Source organism: Gordonia sesuvii (assembly GCF_036350415.1).
In the GTDB taxonomy this organism is placed as follows: Bacteria; Actinomycetota; Actinomycetes; order Mycobacteriales; family Mycobacteriaceae; genus Gordonia; species Gordonia sesuvii.
In genome coordinates this window covers 1212949-1239657 of the sequence record NZ_JAZDUF010000001.1, presented here as the reverse complement: position 1 = coordinate 1239657, position 26709 = coordinate 1212949, and the positions used below count along the sequence as shown (strand labels likewise).

The 26709-nt window shown below is 67.2% G+C and carries 28 protein-coding genes; 18 read left to right on the top strand and 10 right to left on the bottom strand.

Annotated features, from left to right (window positions below; genetic code table 11):
• Positions 1–79 precede the first annotated feature (79 nt).
• The 4 genes from VZC37_RS05725 to VZC37_RS05710 all read right to left on the bottom strand — a co-directional run bounded on the left by VZC37_RS05725 (position 80) and on the right by VZC37_RS05710 (position 3115).
• Positions 80–583, bottom strand: a complete 504-nt coding sequence (locus VZC37_RS05725) for a copper chaperone PCu(A)C domain-containing protein (RefSeq protein WP_330431434.1) — start codon at positions 581–583, stop codon at positions 80–82.
• Positions 584–655: 72 nt separating this feature from the next.
• Positions 656–1525: a polyphosphate kinase 2 family protein gene (locus tag VZC37_RS05720; protein ID WP_330431433.1), complete on the bottom strand. Its 870-nt coding sequence runs from the start codon at positions 1523–1525 to the stop codon at positions 656–658.
• Positions 1518–2363, bottom strand: coding sequence for an SDR family NAD(P)-dependent oxidoreductase (locus VZC37_RS05715; RefSeq protein ID WP_330431432.1), 846 nt, complete (start codon positions 2361–2363; stop codon positions 1518–1520). Before VZC37_RS05715 ends, VZC37_RS05720 begins: the two co-directional genes overlap by 8 nt.
• A complete protein-coding gene (locus VZC37_RS05710) occupies positions 2360–3115 on the bottom strand; it encodes a TetR/AcrR family transcriptional regulator (RefSeq protein WP_330431718.1) in 756 nt (251 codons plus the stop codon). Before VZC37_RS05710 ends, VZC37_RS05715 begins: the two co-directional genes overlap by 4 nt.
• A 100-nt stretch (positions 3116–3215) precedes the next feature.
• On the opposite strand from VZC37_RS05710, the gene VZC37_RS05705 reads away from it, so the two are divergent.
• The 6 genes from VZC37_RS05705 (at position 3216) to VZC37_RS05680 (ending at position 8342) form a co-directional block, all read left to right on the top strand.
• Positions 3216–4568 (top strand): DUF445 domain-containing protein, encoded by a 1353-nt coding sequence (locus VZC37_RS05705; protein WP_330431431.1) that lies wholly within the window; start codon positions 3216–3218, stop codon positions 4566–4568.
• 80 nt (positions 4569–4648) lie between these two features.
• Complete coding sequence (locus tag VZC37_RS05700; RefSeq protein ID WP_330431430.1) at positions 4649–5125, top strand: helix-turn-helix domain-containing protein; 477 nt, start codon at positions 4649–4651, stop codon at positions 5123–5125.
• 2 nt (positions 5126–5127) lie between these two features.
• Positions 5128–5946 carry a heparin-binding hemagglutinin gene (locus VZC37_RS05695; protein ID WP_330431429.1) on the top strand — a complete coding sequence of 273 codons (819 nt, stop codon included), beginning with the start codon at positions 5128–5130 and terminating at the stop codon, positions 5944–5946.
• A 78-nt stretch (positions 5947–6024) separates the two neighbouring features.
• Complete coding sequence (locus VZC37_RS05690) at positions 6025–6321, top strand: DUF2516 family protein (RefSeq protein ID WP_330431717.1); 297 nt, start codon at positions 6025–6027, stop codon at positions 6319–6321.
• Between the two features lie 57 nt (positions 6322–6378).
• Entirely contained in the window at positions 6379–7221 is an 843-nt protein-coding gene (locus VZC37_RS05685; RefSeq protein WP_330431428.1) for a MerR family transcriptional regulator, read from the top strand.
• Positions 7218–8342 (top strand): alpha/beta fold hydrolase, encoded by a 1125-nt coding sequence (locus VZC37_RS05680; protein WP_330431427.1) that lies wholly within the window; start codon positions 7218–7220, stop codon positions 8340–8342. The genes VZC37_RS05685 and VZC37_RS05680 overlap by 4 nt, the downstream gene beginning before the upstream one ends.
• On the opposite strand, the gene VZC37_RS05675 is transcribed toward VZC37_RS05680, so the two are convergent.
• Positions 8326–9465 carry a UDP-N-acetylmuramate dehydrogenase gene (locus tag VZC37_RS05675; RefSeq protein ID WP_431309324.1) on the bottom strand — a complete coding sequence of 380 codons (1140 nt, stop codon included), beginning with the start codon at positions 9463–9465 and terminating at the stop codon, positions 8326–8328. The genes VZC37_RS05680 and VZC37_RS05675 overlap by 17 nt on opposite strands.
• On the opposite strand from VZC37_RS05675, the gene VZC37_RS05670 reads away from it, so the two are divergent.
• The 6 genes from VZC37_RS05670 to VZC37_RS05645 all read left to right on the top strand — a co-directional run bounded on the left by VZC37_RS05670 (position 9464) and on the right by VZC37_RS05645 (position 14352).
• A complete protein-coding gene (locus tag VZC37_RS05670; protein ID WP_330431425.1) occupies positions 9464–9967 on the top strand; it encodes a DUF2505 domain-containing protein in 504 nt (167 codons plus the stop codon). The genes VZC37_RS05675 and VZC37_RS05670 overlap by 2 nt on opposite strands.
• A gap of 64 nt (positions 9968–10031) precedes the next feature.
• Entirely contained in the window at positions 10032–10541 is a 510-nt protein-coding gene (locus tag VZC37_RS05665) for a DUF2505 domain-containing protein (RefSeq protein ID WP_330431423.1), read from the top strand.
• 37 nt (positions 10542–10578) lie between these two features.
• Positions 10579–11346, top strand: a complete 768-nt coding sequence (locus VZC37_RS05660) for a class I SAM-dependent methyltransferase (protein WP_330431422.1) — start codon at positions 10579–10581, stop codon at positions 11344–11346.
• Positions 11347–11469: 123 nt separating this feature from the next.
• A complete protein-coding gene (locus tag VZC37_RS05655; protein ID WP_330431421.1) occupies positions 11470–12288 on the top strand; it encodes a carbon-nitrogen hydrolase family protein in 819 nt (272 codons plus the stop codon).
• 27 nt (positions 12289–12315) lie between these two features.
• Positions 12316–13401 carry a DUF2993 domain-containing protein gene (locus tag VZC37_RS05650; RefSeq protein WP_330431420.1) on the top strand — a complete coding sequence of 362 codons (1086 nt, stop codon included), beginning with the start codon at positions 12316–12318 and terminating at the stop codon, positions 13399–13401.
• 141 nt (positions 13402–13542) lie between these two features.
• Positions 13543–14352, top strand: coding sequence for a DUF1542 domain-containing protein (locus tag VZC37_RS05645; RefSeq protein ID WP_330431419.1), 810 nt, complete (start codon positions 13543–13545; stop codon positions 14350–14352).
• A gap of 48 nt (positions 14353–14400) precedes the next feature.
• On the opposite strand, the gene purU is transcribed toward VZC37_RS05645, so the two are convergent.
• Entirely contained in the window at positions 14401–15330 is a 930-nt protein-coding gene (gene purU, locus VZC37_RS05640; protein WP_330431418.1) for a formyltetrahydrofolate deformylase, read from the bottom strand.
• 27 nt (positions 15331–15357) lie between these two features.
• On the opposite strand from purU, the gene deoC reads away from it, so the two are divergent.
• Entirely contained in the window at positions 15358–16032 is a 675-nt protein-coding gene (deoC, locus tag VZC37_RS05635; protein WP_330431417.1) for a deoxyribose-phosphate aldolase, read from the top strand.
• Between the two features lie 18 nt (positions 16033–16050).
• On the opposite strand, the gene VZC37_RS05630 is transcribed toward deoC, so the two are convergent.
• Positions 16051–17010, bottom strand: coding sequence for an NAD(P)/FAD-dependent oxidoreductase (locus VZC37_RS05630; RefSeq protein WP_330431416.1), 960 nt, complete (start codon positions 17008–17010; stop codon positions 16051–16053).
• A complete protein-coding gene (locus VZC37_RS05625) occupies positions 17007–17921 on the bottom strand; it encodes a class I SAM-dependent methyltransferase (RefSeq protein ID WP_330431415.1) in 915 nt (304 codons plus the stop codon). The genes VZC37_RS05630 and VZC37_RS05625 overlap by 4 nt, the downstream gene beginning before the upstream one ends.
• Positions 17922–17969: 48 nt before the next feature.
• Here VZC37_RS05625 and VZC37_RS05620 point away from each other — a divergent pair, with 48 nt between their 5' ends.
• Together VZC37_RS05620 and VZC37_RS05615 are read left to right on the top strand one after the other, a co-directional pair.
• Positions 17970–18533 carry a helix-turn-helix domain-containing protein gene (locus VZC37_RS05620; protein ID WP_330431414.1) on the top strand — a complete coding sequence of 188 codons (564 nt, stop codon included), beginning with the start codon at positions 17970–17972 and terminating at the stop codon, positions 18531–18533.
• A gap of 76 nt (positions 18534–18609) precedes the next feature.
• Positions 18610–19872 (top strand): L,D-transpeptidase, encoded by a 1263-nt coding sequence (locus VZC37_RS05615; protein WP_330431413.1) that lies wholly within the window; start codon positions 18610–18612, stop codon positions 19870–19872.
• 19 nt (positions 19873–19891) lie between these two features.
• Here the strand turns inward: VZC37_RS05615 and VZC37_RS05610 are convergent, their stop codons facing one another.
• The gene (locus VZC37_RS05610; RefSeq protein ID WP_330431412.1) at positions 19892–21802 is read right to left on the bottom strand and encodes an HNH endonuclease signature motif containing protein; all 1911 of its coding nucleotides are present in this window, start codon (positions 21800–21802) and stop codon (positions 19892–19894) included.
• Positions 21803–22755: 953 nt separating this feature from the next.
• Entirely contained in the window at positions 22756–23532 is a 777-nt protein-coding gene (locus VZC37_RS05605) for an SDR family NAD(P)-dependent oxidoreductase (RefSeq protein WP_330431411.1), read from the bottom strand.
• Positions 23533–23575: 43 nt separating this feature from the next.
• Between VZC37_RS05605 and VZC37_RS05600 the strand changes: the two genes are divergently transcribed.
• From VZC37_RS05600 to VZC37_RS05590, 3 genes are read left to right on the top strand one after another with little or no spacing between them, the layout of a single operon-like run.
• The gene (locus VZC37_RS05600) at positions 23576–24718 is read left to right on the top strand and encodes an ROK family transcriptional regulator (RefSeq protein WP_330431410.1); all 1143 of its coding nucleotides are present in this window, start codon (positions 23576–23578) and stop codon (positions 24716–24718) included.
• Positions 24715–25527 carry a transglutaminase-like domain-containing protein gene (locus VZC37_RS05595; protein ID WP_330431409.1) on the top strand — a complete coding sequence of 271 codons (813 nt, stop codon included), beginning with the start codon at positions 24715–24717 and terminating at the stop codon, positions 25525–25527. The genes VZC37_RS05600 and VZC37_RS05595 overlap by 4 nt, the downstream gene beginning before the upstream one ends.
• Before the next feature lie 5 nt (positions 25528–25532).
• Entirely contained in the window at positions 25533–26636 is a 1104-nt protein-coding gene (locus VZC37_RS05590; RefSeq protein WP_330431408.1) for a zinc-binding metallopeptidase family protein, read from the top strand.
• Positions 26637–26709: the final 73 nt, after the last annotated feature.

The window sequence follows — 26709 nt, the reverse complement described above, 5'->3', positions numbered from 1 at the left end:
GTCAACGAAGAACGGCACCCAGTCGACGGGGAATGGCGCCCAGTCGACGGAGGGTGGGGCGCGCGGGGCGCCTCGAGCCTCACGCGGCCGGGCACGCCTCCACGGGCACGATCAGGTCCACCGGGTCCGAGTTCTCGAAGGTGAACGTGACGGTGAACGACTGACCGGGTTCGGCGTCCTCACGCAGGCCGATCAGGGTGGTGGTGAAGGCCCCGTCGCCGGGCGCGAGGTCGGCGCCCGGGACGCCGGAATTGATCTCGGACTCGGGTTCGATCTGCTTCGGCCCGGCCGGCGAGATCTGCACGGACTCCGCGACATCCGTGGAGATGCCGGTGAACGTGACCGGGTCGGTTTCCGATCCGTTGGAGATGATGTAGCGGAAACCGGCCTCGCCGCCGACCTGGAGTGCGCAGCGCCCGCCGATGTTCTCGGGCGTGATGAAGGCGTTGCCGATCGACACCTCACCGGCGCCGGTACCGGAGTACCCGGAGCCGCGGTTGGAGGAACCGCCGTCGGGGTCGTCTGAGCACGCGGCGAGGAGCGCGGCCACTCCGATGATCGGGATGATGGATCGGGTTCTCATGTCAGTGACGTTAGGCAATGCGGCTCTGGGGACGAGAACAGGGGGACAACGATTCCGTGACGATGTGACCGGTCAGTCGTCGAGCGCTGCGACCCGCTCCTTCTCTACCTCAACGTCGAAGTCGGCCTTCGGCCAGTCCAGTCCCAGTCCCTCGAGCGCAGCGATCAGCAGTTCGCAGACGGCGAGTCGCGCAAACCATTTGCGGTCGGACGGGATCAGGAACCACGGGGCGTTCGCGCTGTCGCAGCGATCGAAGATGGCCTGATAGGCCTCCAGGTAGTCGTCCCAGAACCCCCGTTCGTCGATGTCGCCCGGGTTGTACTTCCAGTGCTTGTCGGGCCGTTCCAGGCGCTCGGACAGCCGCTCCTTCTGCTCGGCCTTCGACACCACGAGACAGCACTTGATGATGGTGGTACCGGCGGCGACGAGGTCACGCTCGAACTTGTTGATCAGCTCGTAGCGCTTCTCCCACTGCGACTTCGGCACCAGGTTGTGCACCCGCACCGGGAGCACATCCTCGTAGTGCGAGCGGTCGAAGATGCCGATGCGCCCGCCGGCCGGCAGCGCCTGGTGGATGCGCCAGAGAAAATCGTGCTGCTGCTCCTCGGGCGTCGGCGGCCCAAATCCCTTGATGCTCAGCCCCTGTGGGTCCACCAGGCCGCCGACATGACGGACGATCCCGCCCTTGCCGGCGGTGTCCATACCTTGCAGAACGAGCAGCACCGAACGGTGATCGCCGGCACGACCGTTGGCGTACAACAGTTCCTGCAGATCGGCGAGAACTTCACCGCGCTCGGCGAGGAACTCCGCTCCGGTGCTCTTGTCGCCGTCGAAGCCCGGTGTCGATGACGGGTCGAAATCGGCGATCGGGCCGGTGGAGGTGACCCGCAACGCCTCGGCGGCCGGCACGGTCCAGCCGGCGGTGGGGCTGTGCTTACCCATGGACGTCCTCTCCTCGTGGTTCACCTGATTCACGTGGTTGACCTGGTTCGGTCGCGGCGGGAGGGAACAGCGGCCCACCGCCGAAAGCGCCGCGGTGGGAGTCGGGCGCGGTTCCGTCGTTGTTCGTGATGCCGTAGCGGGCACCGAGTTCTGCGGTGACGAGAGTGTGGCCGTTGACATCGGTGAGGTCGGGGTCGTCGGCCAGTGCGGCGATCACCCGGCCGACGAACTCCGGGTCCTCGGCGCGCTGGAGCGAGAACCCGGCGAACTCGTCCACTCCGAGGGACAGCAGCAGTTCGGTGCGGATCAGCCCCAGCCACAACGACACCGCGGTGACACCGGTGCCGGCGAGTTCGTGGCCCATGTCGAAGGCCATCTTGTCCAGTGCGGACTTGCTCATCCCGTACAACACCGAGTGCAGGTGACCACGGGATCCGAACGACGAGATCGATGCGATCAACCCACTGCCCGCCTCGACCATGAGCCGGGCCGCGTGCACCGACGCGACATAGTGCGCTCGAAGGCCGACCTCGATCAGGGTGTCCCAGTCGTCGACCGGCCGTTCCCAGAACCTGTCGGAGAAGCCGCCGAAGCCGCGCGGCGCGGCCCACGCGTTGTTGACCAACAGGTCGAGGCCGCCCGCCTCCCGCGCCACGCGGTCGAACACGTCGGCGACCTGCGCGTCGTCGGTGTGATCGCAGGCCAGCGGGACGGTGCCGTCTGGTCCGGTGCCGTGCCGCGAGGTCACGTAGACCCGCCATCCGGCGGTGACGAGAGCGGCGGCGACACCCTGACCGACGCCGCGGCTCCCTCCGGTGACCAGGGCGGTTCGCGTCATGTGGCGTTCTCGATCGAGTTCACACGGCCGCCACCCCGGCCGTCGTCGGCGGGTTCGGGCAGCGTCGGGGGCGCCGCGACGAACGCCTGACGGGATCCGTTGACCGCGGCGATCCCGACGATCGAACTCCACGACAGCATCGTCAGATAGTCGATCAGATCGCCCACCGGCATCGAGCGCTCGGTCATCCACCAATCGACCGCACGCTGGATCGCGCCGACGAGTGCGTTGGACCAGACCTCGGCGCCTGAGGTGTCGGCGTCGCGTTCGGACATCCGCAGGACGAGCAGATCGGTCATCAACTGCGCGACCAACTTCTCCGAGTCCGCCGTGGCGACCGACGACGGCGCGCCGGTCAGGGCGAACTTGTACAAATTGGGCTCGTCGGCGACGGCGGTCACGTACACCTCGATGACGGTGCGCGTCAGCGTGTACTCGTCCACGTCGTCGGTGATCGTCTCGGTCAGTCGGGGCAGCAGCGTGGTCTCGAAGAAGCGCACGGCGGTCGCGACGGCGAGGTCGTTCTTGTCGGTGAAATAGCGATACAGCACCGTCTTCGACACACCGATGTGCGCGGCGATCTCGTCCATCCCGACATCCGCGCCGAGTACCCGGACGGCGTCGATCGTGCCGTCGGTCAGTTCGGTGCGACGGTTCGCCTTGTGCTTCTCCCAGCGCCTACGTCGCCCATCCGGCTTGGTCGTCGGGTCGGCGACAGTGCTGCGCAACGCGTGTTCGAGCCCTCGGGTCACGTTCGCTGCGGCGGTCACGGCCGTGCGGGCGGCCACCGCGGGACTGGGCCGGTTGGGCGTCACCTGGCCAGCCTAGTGGGTGCCGGGTAAAACTGGTTCAATGCCGCCAACAGTCATTTCGGACGTCTCCGGGTCGCCGGATCGTCCGCCCGCGACAGAGCCGCCGCGGGCGTCGCTCGGGTTCGGGGCCGACGGTGAGGGCGATACCGCCCGCCGCCGCGACCTGCGCAGGATGAAGGTCGTCGCGACCGGGTTCCTGCTGTTCGCCGCCGTCGTCTACACGTTCACCCGGTATATCGAGCATCGTGACGGTGCCGACGTCGCGGCCTGGGTCGGCTATGTGCGCGCGGCGTCCGAGGCGGGCATGGTCGGTGCCCTCGCCGACTGGTTCGCGGTCACCGCACTCTTCAAACACCCGCTGGGCCTGCCGATCCCGCACACCGCGCTGATCCGCAAGAAGAAGGACGACATCGGCGAGCAGCTCGGCGGGTTCATCGAAGAGAACTTCATGACGCCCGACGTCATCGAACACCGCGCCCAGACCCTCGATCTACCCCGACGTCTGTCCACCTGGCTGGCCGACCCGGCGAACGCGCCGCGGGTCTCCGACGAAGCCGCCAGGTTGATCGCGCTCGCCGCGGAGATGCTGCGCGACGAGGACATCGAGAAGCTCATCGAGCACGCCATCAAATGGGCGGGCGAGCCGGAGTGGGCGCAGCCCCTGGGGCGTGTCCTCGAGCAACTCATCGCCGAGGACCGTCTCGAGCCGGTGTTCCAGCTCGCGTGCGACCGCGCACACGAGTGGGCGCTCGGTAGCCAGGATCTCATCGACCGCGTCGTCGACGAAGATGTCGGGCCGTCGTGGAAGCCCAAGTTCGTCAACGTCCTGCTCGGCGACCGGATCTATCGCGAACTCGTCGACTTCACCTTCAAGGTGAAGACCGACCCGCAGCATCAGTTGCGCCGGTCGATGCACACATTCGTGGAGCAGTTCGCCGACGATCTGCAGAACGATCCGGAGACGATCGAGCGATTCGAGAAGATCAAACAGGAACTCATCGGGCGCGACGAGGTCTCCGACGCCGCGTCGACCGCATGGAAGACCGGCAAGGCGGTCATCGAACAGATGCTCAGCGACCCGAACAGCACGTTGCGGAACTCTTTGTCGGACGCCGCGATCCGCCTCGCCATCCGCATCCGCGACGACCGGCCGCTGCAGGAGAAGATGAACGGCTGGGTGGTGCGTGCGGCCCAGCACGTCGCCGCGAACTACTCGCAGGAGATCATCTCGGTGATCACCGAGACGGTGCGGGGCTGGGACGCCGACGACACCAGTCGCAAGATCGAATTGCAGGTGGGTCGCGATCTGCAGTTCATCCGCATCAACGGAACCGTCGTCGGCGCGTTGGCCGGTCTCACGATCTACACGGTCTCGGTCCTCGTCTTCGGGTGAGCGGGTTTGGGGGAGCCCGTCTGCTTGCACGTGCTAGCACTCCCGCTGATACTGGTGAGCAGGACCGACACGGGAGAGTGATGACGCCGGACGAGAACGACCTTCCCGACCCCGCCGATGGCGCGACGCCGTCGGATGAGGCCGACGACGGTGGTTCGTCCGGTCCGGTCGAGGCCGTCGAGGCGGTGGCGACCGCCGCGCAGGACGCCGTCGCGACGGCCGCGCAGGACATCGGCGGCTTCATCCGGACGCAGCGGATCGCCGCCGAGGTGTCGTTGCGTCAGCTCGCCGAACGAGCCGGCGTCAGCAACCCGTACCTGAGCCAGATCGAACGAGGTCTGCGTAAGCCGTCGGCCGACGTCCTCGCGCAGATCGCCAAGGGTCTGCGGCTGTCCGCGGAGGTGCTCTACGTCCGCGCGGGCATCCTCGAAGAACGTCCGGCGAGCCCCGTGCGTGACGCGCTCCTCGCCGACGACTCGATCAGCGAACGCCAGAAGCAGATGCTGCTCGAGATCTATGAGTCGTTCCGCAGAGAGAACACCGACGCCAAGGAGTGAACATGCCGGAGAATCCCTTGAACACGGTCATCGAGCAGGTGACCGCGTTGCTCACCGATCTGCGCGAGCGCGGTGGCGCTGCCGGGGAGGAGGCGCAGAAGCGTCTCGGAGAAGCCCAGGCCCGCGCGCAGAGCCGCGTGGACGACACCCGGGATTCGGCCCTGGCGGTGTTCGAGGATGCCAAGGCGCGCCTGTCGGCTCTGCCGGTCGAGGTCCCCTCCGAGATCGACGACCTGCTCGCGAAGTTCGGGCCCGATGAACTGCGCAAGGTCGCCGAGGCGTATCTCGCGGTCGCCGCGGGCTTGCTGACCGCCCTGTCCGAACGCGGCGAGGATGTGGTGGAACGGCTCAAGGCGCAGCCTCTCGTCGGAGAGAACCTGCCGAAGCTGGAGAAGGTGTACAACGACGCGCTCGGCCTGACCGAGGATGCGCTGGGCACCATCTCCACCCAGACCCGCGCGGTCGGGGAACGTGCCGCCACCATGGCCGGGATCACCTCCGGGGCGGACGTCGCCGACGAGCCCGCGACGAAGGTCCCGGCGAAGAAGACCCCGGCGAAGACAGCGACGAAGGCCCCGGCGAAGGCACCGGCAAAGAAGGCCCCAGTCAAGACTGCAGCGAAGAAGACCGCCGCGAAGAAGACTCCGGCGAAGAAGGCGCCCGCCAAGAAGGCAGCCACCAAGAAGGCCGAGTCGGTGCAGGAACCGGCGAAGAAGGCCGTGGCGAAGAAGGCCGCCAAGAAGGCTGCGACGAAAGCGCCGGCCAAGAAGGCGCCCGCGAAGAAGACACCTCCGCAGCGGATGACCCCCGACGAGGCCTGAGTGGTGCTCTCCGACGCTCGGCTCGGCGACGCCGCGGCGATCGGAGTCTAAGCTGGCCTCGTGGACCTGATGAGTTTTATGGCCTACGGCCAGAATCTGATCCTGCTGCTGCTGACCCTGGTTGCCGGGGTCGCCGCGGCGGTGGCGTTGATTCATGCGGCAATGCAGCGCAAGGATGCGTTCCCGGCGGTCGACCGGCAGAGCAAGGTGATCTGGGTGTCGATCCTGGCCGCCGCGACCCTGTTCATCTGGCTGTTCGGGGCGGTGAACCTGCTCGGGATCATCGGTGTGGTCGCGATGCTGGTCTACATCGTCGACGTCCGTCCGCGGGTCGACGAGATCCAGGGCAAGCGCTGGTTCAGCAAGCGGGCGTGACGTGCCCGGCCCGGCGGTTGTTTCCGACCGCACGGGCAGGGTGAATACACTGGCTAAGTGGCCGAGTACCGGATCAACGAACTGGCAGAGGCGTCAGGTGTCAGCGTGCGCAACATCCGCGTCTATCAGGACCGCGGCCTGCTTCCGCCACCTATCATCCGTGGCCGCACCGGCTGGTACTCCGATGAGCACCTGGTCCGGCTCAATCTGATCTCCCGCATGCTCGAACGTGGCTACACGTTTGCCACCATCAGCGAGTTGCTGCACGCCGCCCACTACGGGATGCGGGTGGAGCAGGTGTTGCGGGGTGCTCCCCGCGGCGGACGTTTCCGCAACTTCAAGCGCGCGGCCACCATCACCATCACCGAACTGCGCAAGACGCTGAACGCCACCGACCGGTCGATCGCGCTGAGTCAGAAACTCGGGTTGCTGGCCAAGGACGGCGCCCATTACGCGATCCGCAACCCGGAACTGCTCGAAGGGGCCGAGACCCTGGTCAAGGCCGGGATCGACATCGACGTCCTGCTCGATCGGTGGGTCCGTGTGCAGGACGACCTCGATGACGTCGCCAAGAGTTTTGTCTCGATCATCACCGACAAGTACTTCGACGAGAACCTGCCCGACCTCGGGGAGGAGCAGGTCAGCAAGATGGCCGAGCTGATCCAGACGGTGCGACCGATGGCGCACGACATCGTCGAGTCGACGTTCCGTCAGGCCCTCGACCGGCAGATCTCCGCGGCGATCGGCGAGGCCAGCACCTACTTCGACGCCAGCGCGCCCGACGGTGAAGGTGTGGCCACCGGTTTGGAGTCGGACTCGTCCGACGCCGATGGTGTCACCGAACTGCGTGCCGTGGGGGACCGGCCCGAGGGCATCGTTCGACATGAGGGGGAATCATGAGAGCACTGACCGTGCGGAAGCCGGGGCCGATCGCGACCATCGCCGGCGCAGCTGCGGCGGTGGGGGTCGGCGTGGTGGCCGCCGGGATCGGGACGATCTTCGCGGGACTGCTCCGCGAGGCGTTCCGTGCGGAGCGGGCCCTCGACGACGGGCCCGATGATCTGCTTGCCACACCCGGGGCCGAGCCGCGGCGGATGAGCGTGGAGACCGCCGGCGGTGTGCGACTCAACGTGGAAGCCCACGGGCCCGACGACACCAACGACGACATCGTCGTCATGGTGCACGGGTGGACCTGCAGCATCCGCTATTGGTATCCGCAGATCAATCACCTTGCCGCGACGAAGCCGGTCGTCGCCTATGACCAGCGCGGGCATGGTGCGAGCCAGCTGGGTCGGGTCCGGCCGACCATCGCGATGCTCGGTCAGGATCTCGACGCGGTGCTCGACGCGGTGGTGCCAGAGGGGCGGCGGGCGATCCTCGTCGGCCACAGCATGGGCGGCATGACGATCTTGTCGTGGGCCGCGCAGTTCCCCGACAAGATCTCCTCGCGGGTGTCGTCGGTGGTGCTCACGTCCACCGCGGCGCAGGCGGTCGTGCAGAATCACCTGCTCATTCCGGTGGGGCTACCGCGCTACACCAAGCCGTTCGAGACGACCGTCGGCAAACTCGTCACCTCGGCGCCCGTACCGCTGCCGCACACCGCGCACAGTGCGTGGCTGTCGCACTACATCGCATTGGGCCCCAACGCGCGCAAGGCGCACGTCGACTTCGTCGATCGCATGATCGCCGAATGTCCGGCGCGCTCGCGGGCCGGGTGGGGATCGGCGATGGGCAAGCTGGAGGTCGTCGCCGGCCTCGAAGCGCTGCGGGTACCGACGACCGTCGTGGTCGGTACCGAAGATCGCCTCACCCCGCCCGTCCATGCGGAGGAGATGGCAGAGGTGTTGCGGCGCAACGGTTCACTTCGAGATCTGATCGTGCTCGACGGTGTCGGACACATGTCGAGCATCGAGGCGGACGTACGTTTCAACGAATTGCTCGACGACGTGCTGGTCGATGTGGGGCGCCAGGACGCTGTCGCTGCCGACGCCGAGGCGGTCGGGACTACAGCGAGCAGTTGACGAGCACCGGCTCCGGGTGCAGATCCACCCCGAACGCCGCACGCACACCGTCACGGACATCGCGAGCGAGATCGAGGAGTTCGTCCGTGGTCGCGTCACCCCGATTGGTCAGCGCGAGAGTGTGTTTGGTCGACAGGCGGACCGGCGCGCCGGGGCTGGGGTAGCCACGCCGGAACCCGGCGCGTTCGATCAGCCACCCCGCCGACAGCTTGACGCCGTCGCCCGCGGGGTAGGTCGGGACGGTGATGTCGGAGCCGACCTGATCTCGGATACGGCGCAACACGGGCACCGCTTCGTCGGCGGTCAGCACCGGATTGGTGAAGAACGAACCGGCACTCCAGGTGTCGTGATCGTCGGCGTCGAGGACCATGCCCTTGCCACGTCGCAGGGCCAGTACCTGTTCGCGGACCTCCGCCGCGTCGGACTGCGCGCCGGGTTCGAGGCCCAGGGTCGCGGCCAGTTCGCCGTACCGGATGGGGCGGCTGACGCGTTTCTCGTTGAGCCAGAAGGAGACCGCGAGCACCACATGGTCGTCGCGGTGCTTGAGATTGCTCGTCCGGTAGCCGAGTTCGAGTGCGGACGGCGTCACCCGGCGTCGTTCGCCGGAGCGCCGGTCGAGGAGGTCGACGTCGCGCAGTAGGTCGGCCACCTCGACGCCGTAGGCGCCCACGTTCTGCACCGGGGTGGCACCGGCTGCTCCTGGTATGCCCGAAAGGCATTCCAGCCCACCGAATCCCGCGTCGACGGTCGCCGCGACCAAACCGTCCCAGTCGACTCCGGCGTCGGCGGTCACATACGAGCGGCCGTTTTCGGTGCCGAAGGTGACCTCGGATGACTCGATCAGTACCGCGGTGCCGTCGAACCCCTCGTCGGCGACCACCAGGTTCGATCCGCCGCCGACGAGCAGGCAGCGGTGCCGTTGCCGGTCGAGGTCGGTGACCGCGCCGATCAGATGGTCGGTGTCGAGGCATCGTTCGAAGGCACGCGCAGGGCCGCCCAGGCGCAGCGTCGTCACCGAGGACAGCAGGGTGTCCTGCGTCTGTCGGGCCGGGCCGGCGGGCACGGGGTCGCTCACCCGACCAACCGTAGCCGGGTCGGTGATCTCCGGTACCCTCACCCTCATGGCGAGCACCATGGAACACACGGTGTCCTATCCCTTCTCGGTATCGCGGTTGTGGGAGATCCTTTCGTCCGAGCAGTACTGGCGGGACCTGCTCGATGCCATCAACTCCAGTCACGGCCAACTCGACTCCTTCGACGTGACCGGCGACACCATCACCGTCGTGATGCAGCAGGGTGTGCCGGCGGAGAAGCTGCCGTCGGTGGTGACCAAGGTCCGTCCGGGGGATCTGGAGATCCCGCGCCGCAACACGTTCACCCTCGCCGGCGACCGGATCACCGGTGAGATGACCGCGACCGTGTCCGGGGCACCGGCCAAGGTGAACGGGGCGTTCGTGACCAGCGGCGATCCCGCGTCCACGCGCTACACCGCGGATGTGGAGGTCAGCGTCCCCTTCGTCGGCGGCAAGATCGAGAAGGCGATCATCGATCAGCTCGTCGAACTGCTGGACGCCGAGCAAGAGCAGACCGTGGCCTGGGAGGCCGCGCATCGCAGCCCGTCGTGACGACCCTCCGACGTTCCGCCGGAAGAATTGGGAAGCAACGAATCGGTAACGTAGCCTGATCCCCATGGCACGACGGCTCAGCTACTCGGCGCGTTTCACCCACCCGGCGGAGACGCTCTACCAGGCCCAGAGCACCCGGCAGTACTGGGACGACATGATGGCCGGATTCCAGATGATCTCCCCGCACTGCGCGGTCGAGGAGTTCACCTCCGACGAGACCGGCCTGCGCGTGGTCCTCAAGCAGACCATCGGTCGCGACCAGCTGCCCCAGCTGGCCCAGACCGTGCTGATGAAGGACATGGTCATCACGCGCGAGGAGTCCTTCGGCCCCTTCGACCCCGACAACACCAAGGGCAACTACAACGCCTCGATCCCGGCCGGCCCGGGCAGCCTGCAGGGTTGGCAGGAGCTCTTCCCGACCGAGACGGGCTGCACCATCCGCAAGACCACCGAGGTCAAGGTGTTCATCCCGTTCGTCAACGGCAAACTCGAGCAGCTCATGCTCGTCAACCTCGTCGACCTCTTCCGCGCCGAGGCCGAGTACGCGGCCGACTGGGTCAAGAAGAACCTCTGACGTCTGCCTGCACAATCGCCGGGTCGCCGATCGCGGCATGAAACCTCACGGCCGGGTCACCCGCGGCACCACCAACATCAACCGCCTGCGGCGGGTGGATCGGTGGATGGCCCATGACTCGGCGATCGCTTCACTGCTGAGCTCCACTCCGCGCCCACTCGTCGTCGACCTGGGCTACGGCGCCCGCCCGGACACCGCCGTGGAGATGGCCCGGCGGCTGCGGCCGAACGCGCCCGACCTGGAGATGGTGGGTCTCGAGATCGATCCCGAGCGGATCGTCGAACCCCGCGACGGCGTGCGTTTCGCCCTCGGTGGGTTCGAACTCGCCGGGCTGCGACCTCATCTGGTGCGGGCATTCAACGTCCTCCGCCAGTACGACGAATTCGAGGTCGCCGACGCATGGGCGCGAATGCAGCGTTCACTGGCACCCAGCGGACTGATCGTGGAGGGCACCTGTGACGAGATCGGTCGCCGATGCTGCTGGATCGTCCTCGATGCCGACGGTCCACGGTCGCTGACCCTGAGCTGGTCGCCCGAACACACCGAGCGCCCTTCCGAGCTCGCCGAGCGGCTACCGAAGATCCTGATCCACCACAACGTGCCGGGTCAGCCGATCCACGAGTTGCTGGTCCGGGCCGACCGCTGTTGGGATATCGCGGCGACACATGCCGCGTTCGGGCCGCGCACGCGGTGGCGGCACGCGCTGACCCTGTTGCGTGAGCAAGGCGTCCCGGTCGCCATCCCGCGGGGGCGCGTCGTCGACAACATTCTGACCGTGCCCTGGTCCGTCGTCGCCCCGCCCTGAGTCCAGTCGAACCCTGAGGACAGTCGAACCCTGAGGACAGCCGGGCCCCGGGGTCATCCGATTGTTCGAATACCGTTCCATCGCACGCTTGTCACGTCCTCGGCGATCACTACCCTGGTGGCCATGCGAATCGCCATGGCGCAGATCACCTCCGGCACCGACCCGTCGAAGAACCTCGAACAGGTCGATGCGGCCGTCGCCGAGGCGTCCGCGGGCGGGGCCGATCTGGTGGTGCTGCCCGAGGCGACGATGTGTCGGTTCGGCGTGAAGCTCGGTCCGATCGCGGAGCCGATCGACGGACCCTGGGCCACCGAGGTGTCGGCGATCGCCGCACGGCACGGCGTCACCGTGGTGGCCGGGATGTTCACGCCGGCGGGTGACCGCGTGGCCAACACGCTGGTCATCGCCGCGCCCGACGGGTCACGCCGGTCCTACGACAAGATCCATCTGTACGACGCGTTCGGGTTCACCGAGTCCCGCACGGTCGCGCCGGGGGACGAGCTGGTCACCTTCTCCGTCGACGACGTCACGGTTGGCGTCGCAACCTGCTACGACATCCGGTTCCCGGCGTTGTTCACCGCGCTGGCCCGTCGCGGAGCGCAGGTCATCGTTGTCCCGGCATCCTGGGGCGCCGGTGCCGGCAAGGTGCACCAGTGGCAGGCGTTGGCCACCGCACGCGCTCTCGATTCGACCTGTTATGTGGCGGCCGTCGGACAGGCGTTGCCCACCGATCCCGAGGTCCGGGAATCGTCGGCGCCCACCGGAATAGGTCACAGCCAACTCACAGATCCCTTCGGTACCGTGGTCGCCGCATACGACGAAGGCGTGCAGGTCGGGGTTCACGATGTCGACCTGGGCACAGTGGAGAAGGCACGCAAGGCCCTGGCCGTCCTCGACAACGAGCGGCCCATCCAACAGGTCTCGGCACCGAGTACGAACTGACCGAGCAGCAACTGAGGACCGCGCGACATGACCGACAGCCAGAACACCGACCGGCCCGGATCGGGTGGTGACGACCCGCAGACGCCCCGGGATCCGGACCACCCCGCCGATCAGCATCCCGCCGGTGAACACGCCGACGACCACACGGCCAAGCTGGGTGCCGCGGCTCCCACCGATGAGTCCCCGCGCGCCTATTCGCAGATCCCGCGCACCGAGACCGCGCAGTTCGGGCCCGGCCACACCGGCGGCTTCGATGCCCAGTCGGATGGGTTCGCGCCGATCCCTCCGGATGCGCAGTCCGGGGTGGTGTCGACGTCGCCCGCCAAGAAGCGCAGCACCGGCAAGATCGTCGGGCTGGTCTCGGTCGCGGTCATCCTGATGCTCGTCATCGCCGCGGTCGGCAGCGAACTGTACTTGCGCAACAAGGCGACCGACTGCATGGAGAGCGCGTTCACCGAGCTGACCGGCACCGAGACCACGGTGTCGCTCAGTCGTAAACCGATGCTGCTGCAGGGATTCGGCAACGACATCCCGTTCGTGCAGATCGACACCGTCGATGAACCCGGGGAGATGCGGTTGCATGCGCGCGCCGAAGGCATCACGGGTGAGGGTGACTCCTCCAACATCCGGTCGCTCGTCGGGAACGGGTTCGTCCCGTTCGATCGGGTCGTCGCGATGAGTCAGCAGGCGACGGCGGGCGCAGACCCGTCGACGTCCGGCAACGGTCAGTCCGGTGCAGGCGGTCTGATGCAGGGCGCGAGCATCGAGACGATGACCGGCAACGCCGCGGACGGCACGATCCAGGTGGACTCCGCCGTTCAGGTCGCGTTCCTGCCGATCCCGGTGTCGACGACGATCCGCCCCGTGCTGCAAGAGGGCCGGGTGGACTTCGAAGTGGTGAAGGCGAGCGCGTTCATCTTCGGCATCCCGTCGGACTTCGCTCAGCAGGTCGTCGACAGTGTCTCCGACTCGCTGTTCGGGCCGCTCTTCGACGAGGTCACCGTGCAGAGCATGCAGGTCACCGACCAGGGCGTCGACTTCGCCGTCGACGGCCAGGACGTGGCGCTGTCCGGTCAGATGACCGGCGGGTCCGGGGACTGCTCGGCGGCCTGATCGCCGGCCGCCGGCGTTCGGTCGGCGCAGCCACATCCGGTTCGCCGGTACGCTGGGACATGTCCGATTTTGTCGGTCTCGACGGGACGCCATCGCGGTCCGGGGACGGCATCTGAGGTGGAATCCCCAACGGAGGAAGAGATGAACGCACTGATCCTGATCGCTGTCGTGGTCCTGGTCGTCGTCGGCATCGTCGTGATGACCCAGCAACGGTCCGGGGTCAATGCGGCCCGCGAACTCGACGACGCCAAGGCCGACGCGCGGCAGGCCATCGAACGACTCGGCGGGCAGGTGTTCATGCTGGTCGGCGACGGTCCGGCATCGAAGCAGGCCCTGGCCGACGCCGGTGAACGCTACAACGCGGCCGGATCGCAGATCGAGCAGGCCAACTCGCCGGCGCAGGCGAAGCTCGCCAAGCAGACGGCCCTCGAGGGCCTGTACTACGTGCGGGCCGCCCGCACCGCGATGAACATGGACCCGGGTCCTGTGGTTCCGGAGCTCGAAGGGCAGAAGAGCGCGGGCTCGGTCACCGAGGACCGGACCGTCGACTTCGAGGGCCGCCAGGTGGAGGCCTCGCCGAGCCCGTCGTCGCGGACACCCAACTACTATCCGGGCGGCCGCGTCGCCGGACGACCGGTTCCCGCCGGCTGGTACTCCGAGCCGTGGTGGAAGCCCGCCCTTGTCGCCGGTGCCTGGGGCATCGGTTCGATGTTCCTGTTCTCGGCGCTGTTCTCCGGGATGGCCGGAGTCAACTACGACGCCAACGCCTTCGAGAGCGGTGCCGGTGACGGTAGCGACGCCGGTGCGCTCGAGGGTGGCGACGCCGGTGATGCCGGCGGCGACATGGGTGGTGGCGACATGGGCGACGGCGACATGGGAGACGGCGGAGGCGGATTCTTCGACGGCGGTGGCGATTTCGGCGGCGGGGACTTCGGCGACTTCGGGTTCTGAGGGGGCGAAGATTCGCTGCTGAGGGATGTCACCTGCTCCCTGAGGGCCTCAGGTGAAGACGACGGTCTTGCGGCCGTGGACCAGAACGCGGTCCTCGAGGTGCCAGCGCAGGCCGCGGGAGAGCACCATCGTCTCGATGTCGCGACCCTGACGGACCATGTCCGCGACGGTGTCGCTGTGGTCGACCCGGATGACGTCCTGCTCGATGATGGGCCCGGCGTCGAGGTCGGCGGTGACGTAGTGACAGGTCGCGCCGATCAGCTTGACCCCCCGCGCGAACGCCTGGTGATACGGCCGTGCGCCGACGAAGCTCGGCAGGAAGCTGTGGTGGATGTTGATCGCGCGGCCGGCCCACGCATCGCACAGCTGCGGCGGCAGGATCTGCATGAAGCGGGCCAGGACCACGGCGTCGGGCGCGTACCCCTCGACGATGCCGGCGACCTCCTCGAACGCCTGCGCCTTGCCCTCCGACGGGAACGGCACGTGGTGGAACGGCACGTCGAACCGTGTCACCAACTCCTCGAGATCCCGATGGTTGCCGACCACCGCGGAGACCGTCGCCGGGAGCTCGCCACGATGCGCACGGCCGAGGAGGTCGACGAGGCAATGGCTTTCCTTGCTGACCAGCAGTACCGCCGACTTCGGTGAGCCGGTGTCGGTGAGTCGCCACTCCGTCTCAGGGCCGATCTCGGCCGCCACCTCGCGCGCGAATCGCTCCCGCATCTCGTCCAGCCCGATCTGCACGGAACCGGCGCGGACGGTCTGACGGGTGAAGAACCAGCCCGTCTCGCTGTCGGAGTGGTAGCCGGCCTCGGTGATCCAGCCGCCGATGTCGGCGAGGAATCCGGAGATGCGCGCAACGATGCCCGTCCGGTCGGGACATCCGAGGGTGAGGACGTACCGGTGCTCTGGGTCGGCCCCAGAAGGGGTAGGTCGCGCCGGTGTCGGTTGTGCCGGGGTCGGCTCTGGTGCTGCCACGACTGTCAGTGTGCCAAGCTCGTCTGTGTGATCACCACCGACCTGTCCCGCCGTGATGTCGCGGCCATGATCGACCACACTCTGCTTAAGCCGGAGGCCACCCGTGCGGCGGCCGAGGCCACCGTTGCCGAGGCCGCGGAGCTGGGTGTCTACGCGGTGTGTCTGTCGCCGTCGATGCTGCCCATCGAGACCGGGTCGCTCCAGACCTGTGTGGTCGCGGGTTTTCCCTCGGGTAAGCACCATTCGCTGGTCAAGGCGGCCGAGGCCCGGCTGGCCGTCGACAGCGGCGCCGACGAGATCGACATGGTGATCGATGTGGGCGCGGCAGTCGACGGCCGGTTCGACGAGGTGTTCGCCGATGTTTTGACCGTCCGGGAGGCGATCGGTGACGTCGTGCTCAAGGTGATCATCGAGTCCGCCGCTCTGCTGGAGTTCGCCGGACCGGACACGGTGACCGAGGTGTGTCGGCGTGCCGTCCAGGCCGGGGCGTCGATGGTGAAGACGTCCACCGGTTTCCACCCATCGGGCGGTGCGACCGTGGAGGCGGTGCGGCTCATGCGGGATGCGGTCGGCGACCGTGCCGGTGTGAAGGCGAGCGGCGGTATCCGGACGGCCGAGTTCGCCGCCGAACTCATCGGGGCCGGCGCGACCCGGCTCGGTTTGTCCGGGTCGCGCGCGGTCCTCGAGGGTTTCGCAGCCTGACTCGGCAGACCTGAGCTGTCAGACCGCGGCGGTGGCGCCGACCCCGCGGGCGTCGACCGCGCGTCGGGCGTCCTCGGCGACGAGATCCATGTTGATCGCACCGCCGGCGGTCACCCCGGCGCCCATCGAAACGGACACCGTCGCACCGAGATTGGCGACGTTGCCAGCCGCCCACACGCCGGGGATGTCGGTGGCGCCCATCGGGTCGGCTGCGATGAACTGCCCACCCATCGGATGGTCGCTGAGGGTCCCGCCGAGGCGCGTGTACAACTCCGAGCGCACCACGAATCGAGGGGCGACGACGAGGGCGTCGCGCTCCACCGTGGTGCCGTCGCCGAGCACGACGGCCCGCAGCGCGTCGTCGGCGATGTCGAGATGGTCCACGGGGCCGTCGACGATCGTCACTCCGAGCGCCGACAGTTGTTCGAGCTCAGCGGGTTCGACGGGTGGCATGGTGTGCGTGAACAAGGTGACGTCGTCGCTGAGCTGGCTGAACAGCAGCGTCTGGTGTAGTGACATCGGGTTGGTGCCGAGGACGCCGATGCGCCTGCCGCGGACCTCGTAGCCGTGGCAGTACGGGCAGTGCAGGACCGTCGAGCCCCAGAGTTCCCGGACTCCGGGGACATCCGGCAGTTCGTCCACCAGCCCGGCGGCGAGGAGGACGCGTCGAGCGGTGACGGTGTCGCCGTCTGCCAGGTCCAGGGTGAATCCCGTATCGGTGCGGGCGGCGCCGATCACTGTGCCGGAACGGATCTCGGCGCCGTAGCCATGGGCTTCGGCGCGCCCCTTCTCCAGCAGTTCGGTCGGTCGGATGCCCTCGTTCCCGAGGACGTTGTGGGCGCCGTCGGCGGGAGCGTTGCGGGGTTCGCCGGCGTCGATGACGATCACCGATCGCAACGAGCGGGCGAGGGTGGTCGCGGCGCTGAGTCCGGCTGGCCCGCCGCCGACAATGGCGACGTCGAAGTGGTTGGTGCTCATGGGTTTTCTCCTCGGGGGTGGTCGGATCGTCGCCCGATCCAGGCGGTGCGACGGGTGCGGACGGTGAGGTCGTCGCGTCGGTGCAGCGACGACGGATGGTTCGGGTCGAGTAGGTCGTCGAGGGTGGCGCGCTCGGTGTCGGACAGGTCGTCGTCGAGGCCCTGGCGCATGCGTGAGATCCATGCGACGGCGTAGCGGGCGGTGAGATCCCGAGGGGCGGGCCGGTTCTCGAAGGTGACCGTGTCGACGAGTTCGAATCCGGCGCCGGTGATGGTTGGTGTCCAGTCGGGATGGGCGTTCGCGCCGCGCTCGGACATGATGTCCTGAAGTCGCGCTTCCAGCGCTCCCTCCGGGGAGTCCGGCGGGAGGAACGCCGGGAGCCCGTCGAGTTCGACGACGACGATGATGCCTCCGGGTCGGAGCGCGTCGTGCACCGACCGGAGTAAAGCCGCGGGATCGGCGAAGTGGTGCATGGTCGATGACGACCACGCGACGTCGACGTCGGTGAGGTCGGAGGGAAGTGCGGCGTCGAGGTCGGCCTGCAGGGTGTGGACCCGATCGTCGAGGCCTGCCCGTTGTGCGGCCGCGGTGACCCGGCCAAGCATCTCCGGTGAGTTGTCGACGGCGATGACCTCCGCGGTGGGTAGGTGTCGTGCCAGCGCAAGACTGAGTGTGCCGGTGCCCGAGCCGAGATCGATGATCGTGCGTGGTCGGGGTGCCAGCGCGGAGATCTGGTCGGCCAGGGCGTCGACGTACTGCCCGGTGGCGGCTGCATCGAGGTCGAGCACCTCGGCCATTCCGTCGGCCATCGGGTGGTCGTGGTCGTGGTGGTGGCCGTGTGCCTGGTGCCCGTGTCCTGAGTGTCCGTGTCGTGGGTGCCCACCGTGCTGGGTCGGCGAGGTATCCGTCATGACATCTACGGTAGCGAGAGGATGCGCTGTTGGCATACGCTCTTGCGTATGGAGCAAGAAATCGATGCGGTCGTCCGACAGCGCATCCGGGGCCTGCGGGTGGCCAAGGGATGGACCCTCGACGCGCTGGCTGCACGCTGTTATCTGAGTCCGTCGACGCTGAGCCGGATCGAAACCGGGCACCGGCGGGTCGCACTCGACCAGTTGGTGCCGATCGCGCGTGCTCTCGGGACCACGCTCGATCAGCTTGTGGAACCCGCGAACGACGAGGACGTGGTGATCCGGCCGGAGCCCCACAGCTCCGCGGGTATGACCATGTGGAAGCTGTCTCGTGACCAGACGCCGGGTGGTGTGACGGTGGCGAAGATCCGGTATACCGCCGAACACCGGACCGACCCCAACAACCTGGGTGTACATCCCGGGCGGGAGTGGTTCACCGTGATCTCCGGGACGATCCGGCTGCACCTGGGGGATCGGGTGATCCTGGTGCCGCCGGGGCAGGCGGCGGAGTTCTCGACGATGGTGCCGCACGGGATGTCGGCGGTGGACGGGCCGGCCGAGATCGTGTCGATCTTCGACCACGACGGTGAGCGCGCGCACCTTCCGGGGTGACGAACGTCGATACTCAGTCACATCACAGCTGGCAGACCACGCTTTTCCGGTGCTGGTCGGTACGCTGGAGTCCGTTATGAGCGCGCAGCCCCTTCTCACTCGACGAACAGTTCTCGCCGCAGCCGGCCTCGGCGCTGTGGGTGTCGCCGTGGCCGCGTGCTCAGGCGACGAGTCGACGACCGATGATGCGGGGCCCGCGGATCCGACGGTGGAGCTGGTCTTCACACCTGCGCTCGACGCGGAGGAGGCGCCGAACCCGACCGACACCTTCTCGGTCAAGGCGGAGAACGGGGTACTCAACCCGGACATCAAGTTGCTGAACCCGAACGGCAAGGTCGTCGCAGGGTCGATGGCCGATGATCAGAAGACGTTCACCATTACAGAGCCCCTCGGGTACGGCACTGAGTACACGTGGCAGGGCAGCGCGATCGGATATGACCGCGTCACCACGCCGATCGCCGGCGCGTTCACCACGCTTGCTCCGGATTCGCAGATCAACCTCGTGGTGAACATCGGCGACGGGCAGGAAGTCGGCATCGCCGCGCCGATCATCTTGAAGTTCGACGCGACTGTTGAGGACAAGGAAGCGGTCGAGAAGGCGCTCAGCGTCACCACCGAACCAGAGACCGAGGGCGCGTGGGCCTGGCTCGGCGAGGACAACGGGTCACGCGTGCACTGGCGGCCGCGGGAGTACTGGGCGCCCGGCACCAAGGTGCACATGTCGGCGAAGCTTTACGGCGTCGACTACGGCGGTGGTGCCTACGGTGCGGCCGACGTGACGTCGGACTTCGGAATCGGCCGATCCCAGATTGTTCAGGCCGAGGCGTCGTCGCACCAGATCGTGGTGGTGCGTGACGGCGGTGTGCTGATGACGTTGCCGTGCAGCTACGGCGAGGGTGACCTGGACCGTAACGTCACACGCTCGGGCATCCACGTGGTGACCGAGAAGTATGAAGACTTCTACATGAGCAACCCGGCGGCCGGCTATTTCAACGTGCGGGAGAGGTTCGCCGTGCGCATCTCGAACAATGGCGAGTTCATCCACGCCAATCCGCAAACTGTTGGGGTGCAGGGGTCGTCGAATGTCACCAACGGGTGCATCAACTTGTCGTTGGAGAACGCACAGCGCTACTTCGAGGTGGCTGTGTACGGAGATCCGGTGGAGGTGACCGGGACGCGAATCGCGTTGTCGGAAGCCGACGGCGACATCTTCGACTGGATCTTTGACTGGGAGACATGGACCTCGATGTCTGCGATCAAGGGTGACCCATCACAGATCGACGCCCCGGCAACGCCCTCCGGAGCTCCACGGTCAGCGGCACCCGCGCCAGCAGGCTGAAAACCGTTACGGCACAACCTCACCGCGGGTAGGTGATGATGGTTTCGCCGGTGCGTAGGTTGCGCCAGGTGATGGTGCGGTCGGTGTGCATGGTCGGTACCCAGCCGCCGTCGTGTTTGCGGTGGTGATCGGGTCGGCAGAGCGGTGCGAAGTTGAAGGGCACGCTCCAGCCGCCGGCCAGTGGGTCGGCATGGTTGAACTTCACCAGGTGGTCGAGTTCGCATTCGTGGGATGGCCTGCTGCAGTAGGGGTAGCGGCAGCGCCGATCGAGGTAGGTGATTTCGGCGCGCAGCCGGTCGGGTGGTCGGTAGATCAGGGCTCCGGGTGGTGGGATGTCGAATCCGCCGTGTCCGGTGGGGTCGATGGGTGGTGCCAGGGCTCGGTCGCCGACGATGATCAGGCTGCTGGCCGGTTTCGGTGTCGCGAGGGTGGGAACGGTGATGATCTTCGCCCGCTGTGCCAGGTCGGCCGCGTGCACGGGATCGATGGCCCCGTAGCCCTGCAGCCGGGTGGGTTCGATGCCGGTCGGGTCATGCAGCAGGGTCCAGACCGGTGGGGCCGGGAGGTCGGCGGGCGTTGGGTTGGTGGCGGTCTGTTCGTCGGTGTCGTCGGCGTTGCCGGTGTCGGCCGCGGTGTCGGCGTCGGTCTCGGTTGTGTCGTCATCGTCGGTGTTGTCGACGTTGGCGATGTCGGGCTCGCTGCCGGTCTCGGCGACGTCGTGGTTGTCGGAGCCGTCCGTGGTGTCGGCGGTGTCATGGTTCTCGGCGGATGCGGCTGGTTCGGTGTCGGTGGGATCATCGGCGTCGGTGGGCGCGGTGATGGACGCGCTGCTCGGCGACCGACCATTCTCGTCGCCGTCGTTGCTCGGGTCGGTCTCACGGTCGGTGGTGTCGGTGGTTTCGGCTGTCTCCGGGGAGCTCTGGCTCGACGCATGGCCGCCGGTGCTGGCCGCCGTCCGCTTGCCGAGCTTGGTGCGGGTTTGTCCTGCGGTGCAGGTGTCCTCGCCGCATTCGCAGGTCAGGGTGGCGCCAGGGATACCGACGATCTCACCGAACGCGAGGATGCGCTGTCGGCCGAGGGTGCGCGGGTCGTTCTTGCACACGCGTGCGGCGACGAGCTTGGTGATGCGGTCACGCAGATGCACGCCGTGCTCGGCAGGCATGCAGGCATCGAGGTTCATGTGCCCGCCGGCTTCGTTGCTGAAGGTGATGTTCTCGAACGCTTCGGCGATCGCATCCCGGGATTCGGCAGCACCGTCGGGGTCGAGGCTGATGACCGCGTCGGCCAGGTCGTCCCGCAGGGCGGTGTCGGTGGAGGCCCGATTCCCCAGCTCCAGGGCGAGGTCTTCGAAGCTGACCGGCCCATCCTGGTCGGGTTGTGGTTCTGGCTGCACCTCGGCATCCGGATCGGTGTCGTCGGCCTCGTCGTCGTTGTCGAGGAGGTCGTCGAGGGTCGGGTCGGACGGCTCGTCAGCCGGGTCGTCGGCGTCGGTGGTGTCGGTGTCGGTGTCGGGGAGTTGGTCGCGTAGGTCGCCTTTGGGCGCGATGTCGGCGGCGTGCACCATCACCGACATGCGATGGGTGCTGAACTCGCCGGCCAGATAGGCCATCCGAATCTTCGGGTACTCCTGCAGGGAGGCGCCCAGTGAGTACCATTCGCCGGCTTTGGTTTTGTTGATCCGCAATGCCAGGGAGATTTCGCCGACCGCGGTGTTGCGGGCGGTCTGGCCGAAGATCATGCGGTGGCGGCCGTCGGCTCCGAACAGTCGCTCGTTGTACGCGCTTTCGCCGATGTGGTAGGCCATCAGCAAGGCGCGTGCTTCGGCTTGTCGACTCAGCCGCAGCGCGTCGCGCGCGAACGCCCCCAATCCCTCAGCACCGACCGACGACAACAGGTTGTCGTCGGCTGCGGGATCGGTGTAGGTGAACACGCCAGGCCTTTCGTGGGTGGGAGGTGCTGTGCGGGAATGGGACTGATGTCAGAGTATCGGGTGGGTCTGACAATCTTGGCGGGTCGGCGGCTGCCTGTGGATGACGTTGAGTCTGCGCTTTTCGATTGCGTTCAGGATATGGGTCGGGTGTGACAAGAACTGTGGTGCAGTAGGTTTCGATGGTTCCTTCGGTCTCGATACGTCCTCGCCTAGCGGCTCGGACTACTCGACCAACGGGTGAAAGTTGCGGCGGGGTCGGTGTAGGTGAACACGCCAGGCCTTTCGTGAGTGGGAGGTGCTGTGCGGGAGCGAAACTGATATCAGAGTATCGGGTGGGTCTGACAATTTTTGGTTGCTGATCCGGAGCCTGTGGATAGTGGTTCTGCTGCGGTTTCTGGTTGGGTTCAGGATATCGCGGGGGTGTGACAAGTTCGGTGGTGCAGTAGGTTTCGATGGTTCCTTCGGTCTCGATTACGTCCTCGCCTAGCGGCTCGGACTACTCGACCAACGAAGGGGGCGGCTCGGACTACTCGACCAACGAAGGGGGTGTGCGGTTCGGGCTACATCAACGGACAAAGCTGCGTCGTAATGGAACTGACAACAGAGTATCGGGTGGGTCTGACAACTCTTGGTGGGTCAGCGGCGACCTGTGGATGGCGTTGAGTCTGCGATTTCCGATTGCGTTCAGGATATCGGTTGGGTGCGACAAGAACTGTGGTGCAGTGGGATTGGCGGGTGTCGGAGGTCTCGATTTCGACAGGCTCAATCCGGCGGATACGTCCTCGCCTAGCGGCTCGGACTACTCGACCAGCGGGTGGGGTGCGGCTCGGACTACTCGACTAACGAAAGGGGCGGCTCGGACTACTCGACTAACGAAAGGGGCGGCTCGGACTACTCGACCGGAGACATGGCGCGGTCGCGCTACACGTAACCTCCGTCGACGAGCCCAGACCTCAGCCCGTCTTGATGTTTCGCCGAGCGGACGCCTGGTCGCGCGGCTTGAGGACGATCTGATCCAGGTCGACGTGGGGAGGGCGGGACGCGACGAAACCGATCACCTCGGCGACGTCGTCGGCAGTCAGCGGGGTCAGGCCCTCGTAGACGGCATCAGCTCTCGCCTGGTCGCCCTCGAAACGCACCAGCGAGAACTCGGTTTCGACCATTCCGGGTGCGATTTCGGTGAGCCGCACCGGCTTTCCGAGTAGCTCGTACCGAAGGGTCCGATGCATGACTGCCTGGGCGTGCTTGGCCGACGTGTAGCCCGCGCCGTTGTCGTAGGCCTCGAGGGCCGCGATCGAGGTGACCGTGACGATCAGGCCGTCACCGGAACCGATCAACGCGGGTAGCAACGCCTTCGTGACCCGAAGTGTGCCGAGCACGTTGGTCTCCCACATCCACCTCCAGTCGTCGAGGTCGGCCGTCGCGACGGGGTCGAGGCCTTTGGCGCCGCCCGCGTTGTTCACCAACACGTGGACCTTCTCCAGGCCCGCCACGAACGCGTCGACGGACTCGGCGTCGGTGACATCGAGTTGTCGGCCCGTCCCGCCGATCTCTGCCGCGAGTTCATCGATCATCTCGGTGCGTCGCGCACCCAGCACCACGTGGTAGCCCTGAGAGGCCAGCTGACGTGCGGTCGCGGCCCCGATCCCCGAACTCGCGCCCGTGACCACCGCAACCTTTGGTTCCGCTGCCGCTTGCTCCGCCGTCCCGTTCTGCGTGGTGCTGGTCATGAACCTCAGCTTAGCGATGCATCGGCATTGCTAAATTCGGTGCATGTCGTCGACCGGAGTCGTGCCCGCGGCCCTGCAGGTCGGCTCCACGCCCGCGGCGGCCGTCTTGCACGCCATCCGGATCAGCGGCCCCGTCACCCGCGATCATCTGTCCGGCGCCACGTCGCTCTCGCCGGCGACGATCAACCGCCAGGTCGCCGCGCTGACGCGGCTCGGCCTGGTGGTCGAGCGACCCGATCTCGTCGATCCGGGCGCCATCGGTAGACCGAAGAACCCGCTCACGCTCGACCGGGACTCACTGTGCGTCGCCGGGATGCACATCGGTGCCCGGCGCACGCTGCTCGCGATAGCGGACCTCGGCGGGCGCACGTTGTACAGCCACGCAGTGCTGACGCCGCGCGACGCGGCCGGGGTCGGCGACCTCTGCGTGCAGTTGCGAGACCTGGCAGCACGATTCAGTGGTCGGCGACTGTTGTGGGGCGGTGTCGCCGCAGGCGGCGTCGTCGACTCCACGTCCGGGCACATCGACCACGCGGTGCTGGGATGGCAGCGCGTTCCGGTCGGGCAGATGCTCGCCGATGCGCTGGCTGTCCCGGTCTCGGTCGGCGAGCATGTCCAGGCGATGGCGGCCGCAGAACTCCTGCTCAGTGCGCCACGCGAGGTCGTCGGCACCGGGCTGTTCTTCTACGCCCGCGAGACCGTCGGCATGGCGATGTCCGTCGACGGCAGGGTCCTGATGCCGAGACGCGGGGCCGGATCGATCGCCCACCTGCCGGTCGTCGCACCGCATCTCGCGGACTCGCCGGACCCGGTCCTGCAGGATGTGGTGGGTCGTGCGTCGGCGCAGCAGGCGGCACGACGAATCGGTGCGGACGAGGACGCGCCGGTGATTCTCGACGAACGCGCGGAAGTACTCGGCGGTGTCGTGGCGATGATGCGTGACGTCCTCAATCCGGATGCCGTCGTGGTCGCCGGCGACGCGTTCGCCGCGCACCCGCGAGGACTGGCGCCCGTACAGGCCGCGTTCGACGCCGCCACCACCATCCGCCGCCCACTAGAGATCGCGCCGTCGCGGTTCGGGGTACGTATCCAGGAGAGCGCAGCGGTCATCGTGGCCCTGAGCGTGATCTACGCCGACCCAGTCGCCGCGACCGGGAATCACCCATCGCCTAACGTGAACGTATGACCACACCCCCGCGCGAAGTCGCTGCCTCCCTCGAGGTGAACGTCACCGCCGCCACCGAGCTCGAGATGCAGATCACCGTCGCGAAGCTGCCGGGCCTCACGGTGGACGAAACGCTGTCGGTAACCGTCGACGGCGACCCGATCGAGCCGGAGGAGATCGTCGGCGAGCACGGCTCCCGCATCCACCGCCTCCAGGTCGACTCGGGGCTCGTCGTGGTCGACTACTCCGCCTCGGTCACCACCCCGGCCGACCCGATCGAGGTCGAGGTGACCGACCACTCGATCTACCTTCGGCCCAGCCGATATGCCGAGGCGGACAAGTTCTTCGGCTACGCCGCCGGACAGTTCGACATCAACCTCCCGCCGAGCGAACTGCTGCAGCAGGTGACCTCGTTCGTCGAGAGTCGCCTCAGCTACATTCCCGGCGCGAGCGATCCCATTGACGGTGCGGCCGACACCCTGCTCGCGGGCGCCGGCGTGTGCCGTGACTACGCCCACCTCGTCGTGGCATTGCTTCGGGCCCTGAACATCCCGGCCCGGCTCGTCGCCGTGTACGCCCCCGGCTGCGATCCGATGGACTTCCATGCAGTCGCCGAGGCACTGATCGACGGACGCTGGGTGGTCGTGGACGCCACCGGCCTGGCCCCGCGCCAGACCATGGTGCGCATCTCCACCGGCCGCGACGCAGCCGACACCGCGTTCCTCGACAATCATCGGGGCACCATCAACCTGAACTCCTACAAGGTGACCGCGATCGTGCAGGGAGACCTGCCGACCGACACCGGGGAGGATCGCATCGCGATAGGCTGACCGCTGTGCATGCACTCACGTGCCCGGTCTGCAACGCCCTCTCCGGATTCGATCCCCAACACTGCCCCAGTTGCGGGAGCTCGGTCGGAATCCACCTACCGAGCCAATCGTTGGCGGTGGTCGCGACCGAGGGTGTCCAGATCGACGGACGGCAGTGGGTGCGGTGTTCCAACGCGACCCGAACCGGGTGCAACTGGCTCACCTTGGCCGAGGTCGACGAAGGGTCGATCGGGCTGCGGGGCAGATGTTTTCCGTGTTCACTCGTCCGACGTGATCCCGACCCCGACGACACCATCGCGGTGGAGAAGCTGACCTCCACGACACGTGACCTCCGAATGCTGATCTATCAACTCGCGGACCTGGGTCTGCCTGTGGAGCCCTTCTGGCGCACCGAAGGGGGACTGGCATTCGATCTGCTCTCGAGTCAGACGACGGGGCAGCAGGTGATCATCGGTCACGCCAACGGTGTCGTCACGATCGACCTCGCCGAATCCCTCGACGCCCACCGCGAACGACTTCGCGTGGACCTGGGGGAGGCCTACCGGACGATGCTCGGTCACTTCCGGCACGAGGTCGGCCACTACTTCGAGCACATCCTCGTCGAAACCGGCGACGGTGCCGCGGAATACCTGGCAGATGCCCGCGAGATCTTCGGCGACGAACGCGTCTCCTACAGCGACGCCATCGACCGGCACTACACATATGGCCCGCCGCGCGACTGGCAGGATTCGTACATCTCCGAGTACGCGACGATGCACCCGTGGGAGGACTTCGCGGAATGCTTCGCGCACTACCTCCACATCACCGGGACCATCGACACCGCGCGCGAATCCGGTCTCATGCTGGAGAGTGACCAGGTCAGCTTCACCATGGACCGCGACATCGTGCCGCTGAAATCGTACGCGGATGTCCCGATCGAACGGCTCCTGTACGACTGGAAATGGTTGTCCACCATGTTCAATCGGGTGAACGCCGCCATGGGTGCGCGGCCGCTCTATCCGTTCGACATCCCGCGGCCGGTCGTCCGGAAGCTGGGATTCGTCCACCGCGTGATCCGGGAGTCGGCGACACGGTTGGCGATCACCGATCCGATGGTGGGAGTGGGGTGACGCTCGCAAGCTCGCCCCACCCGATGATCGAGTAGCCCGCGAGCCGCCAGGCGGGCCTCGTCGCAAGCTCCTC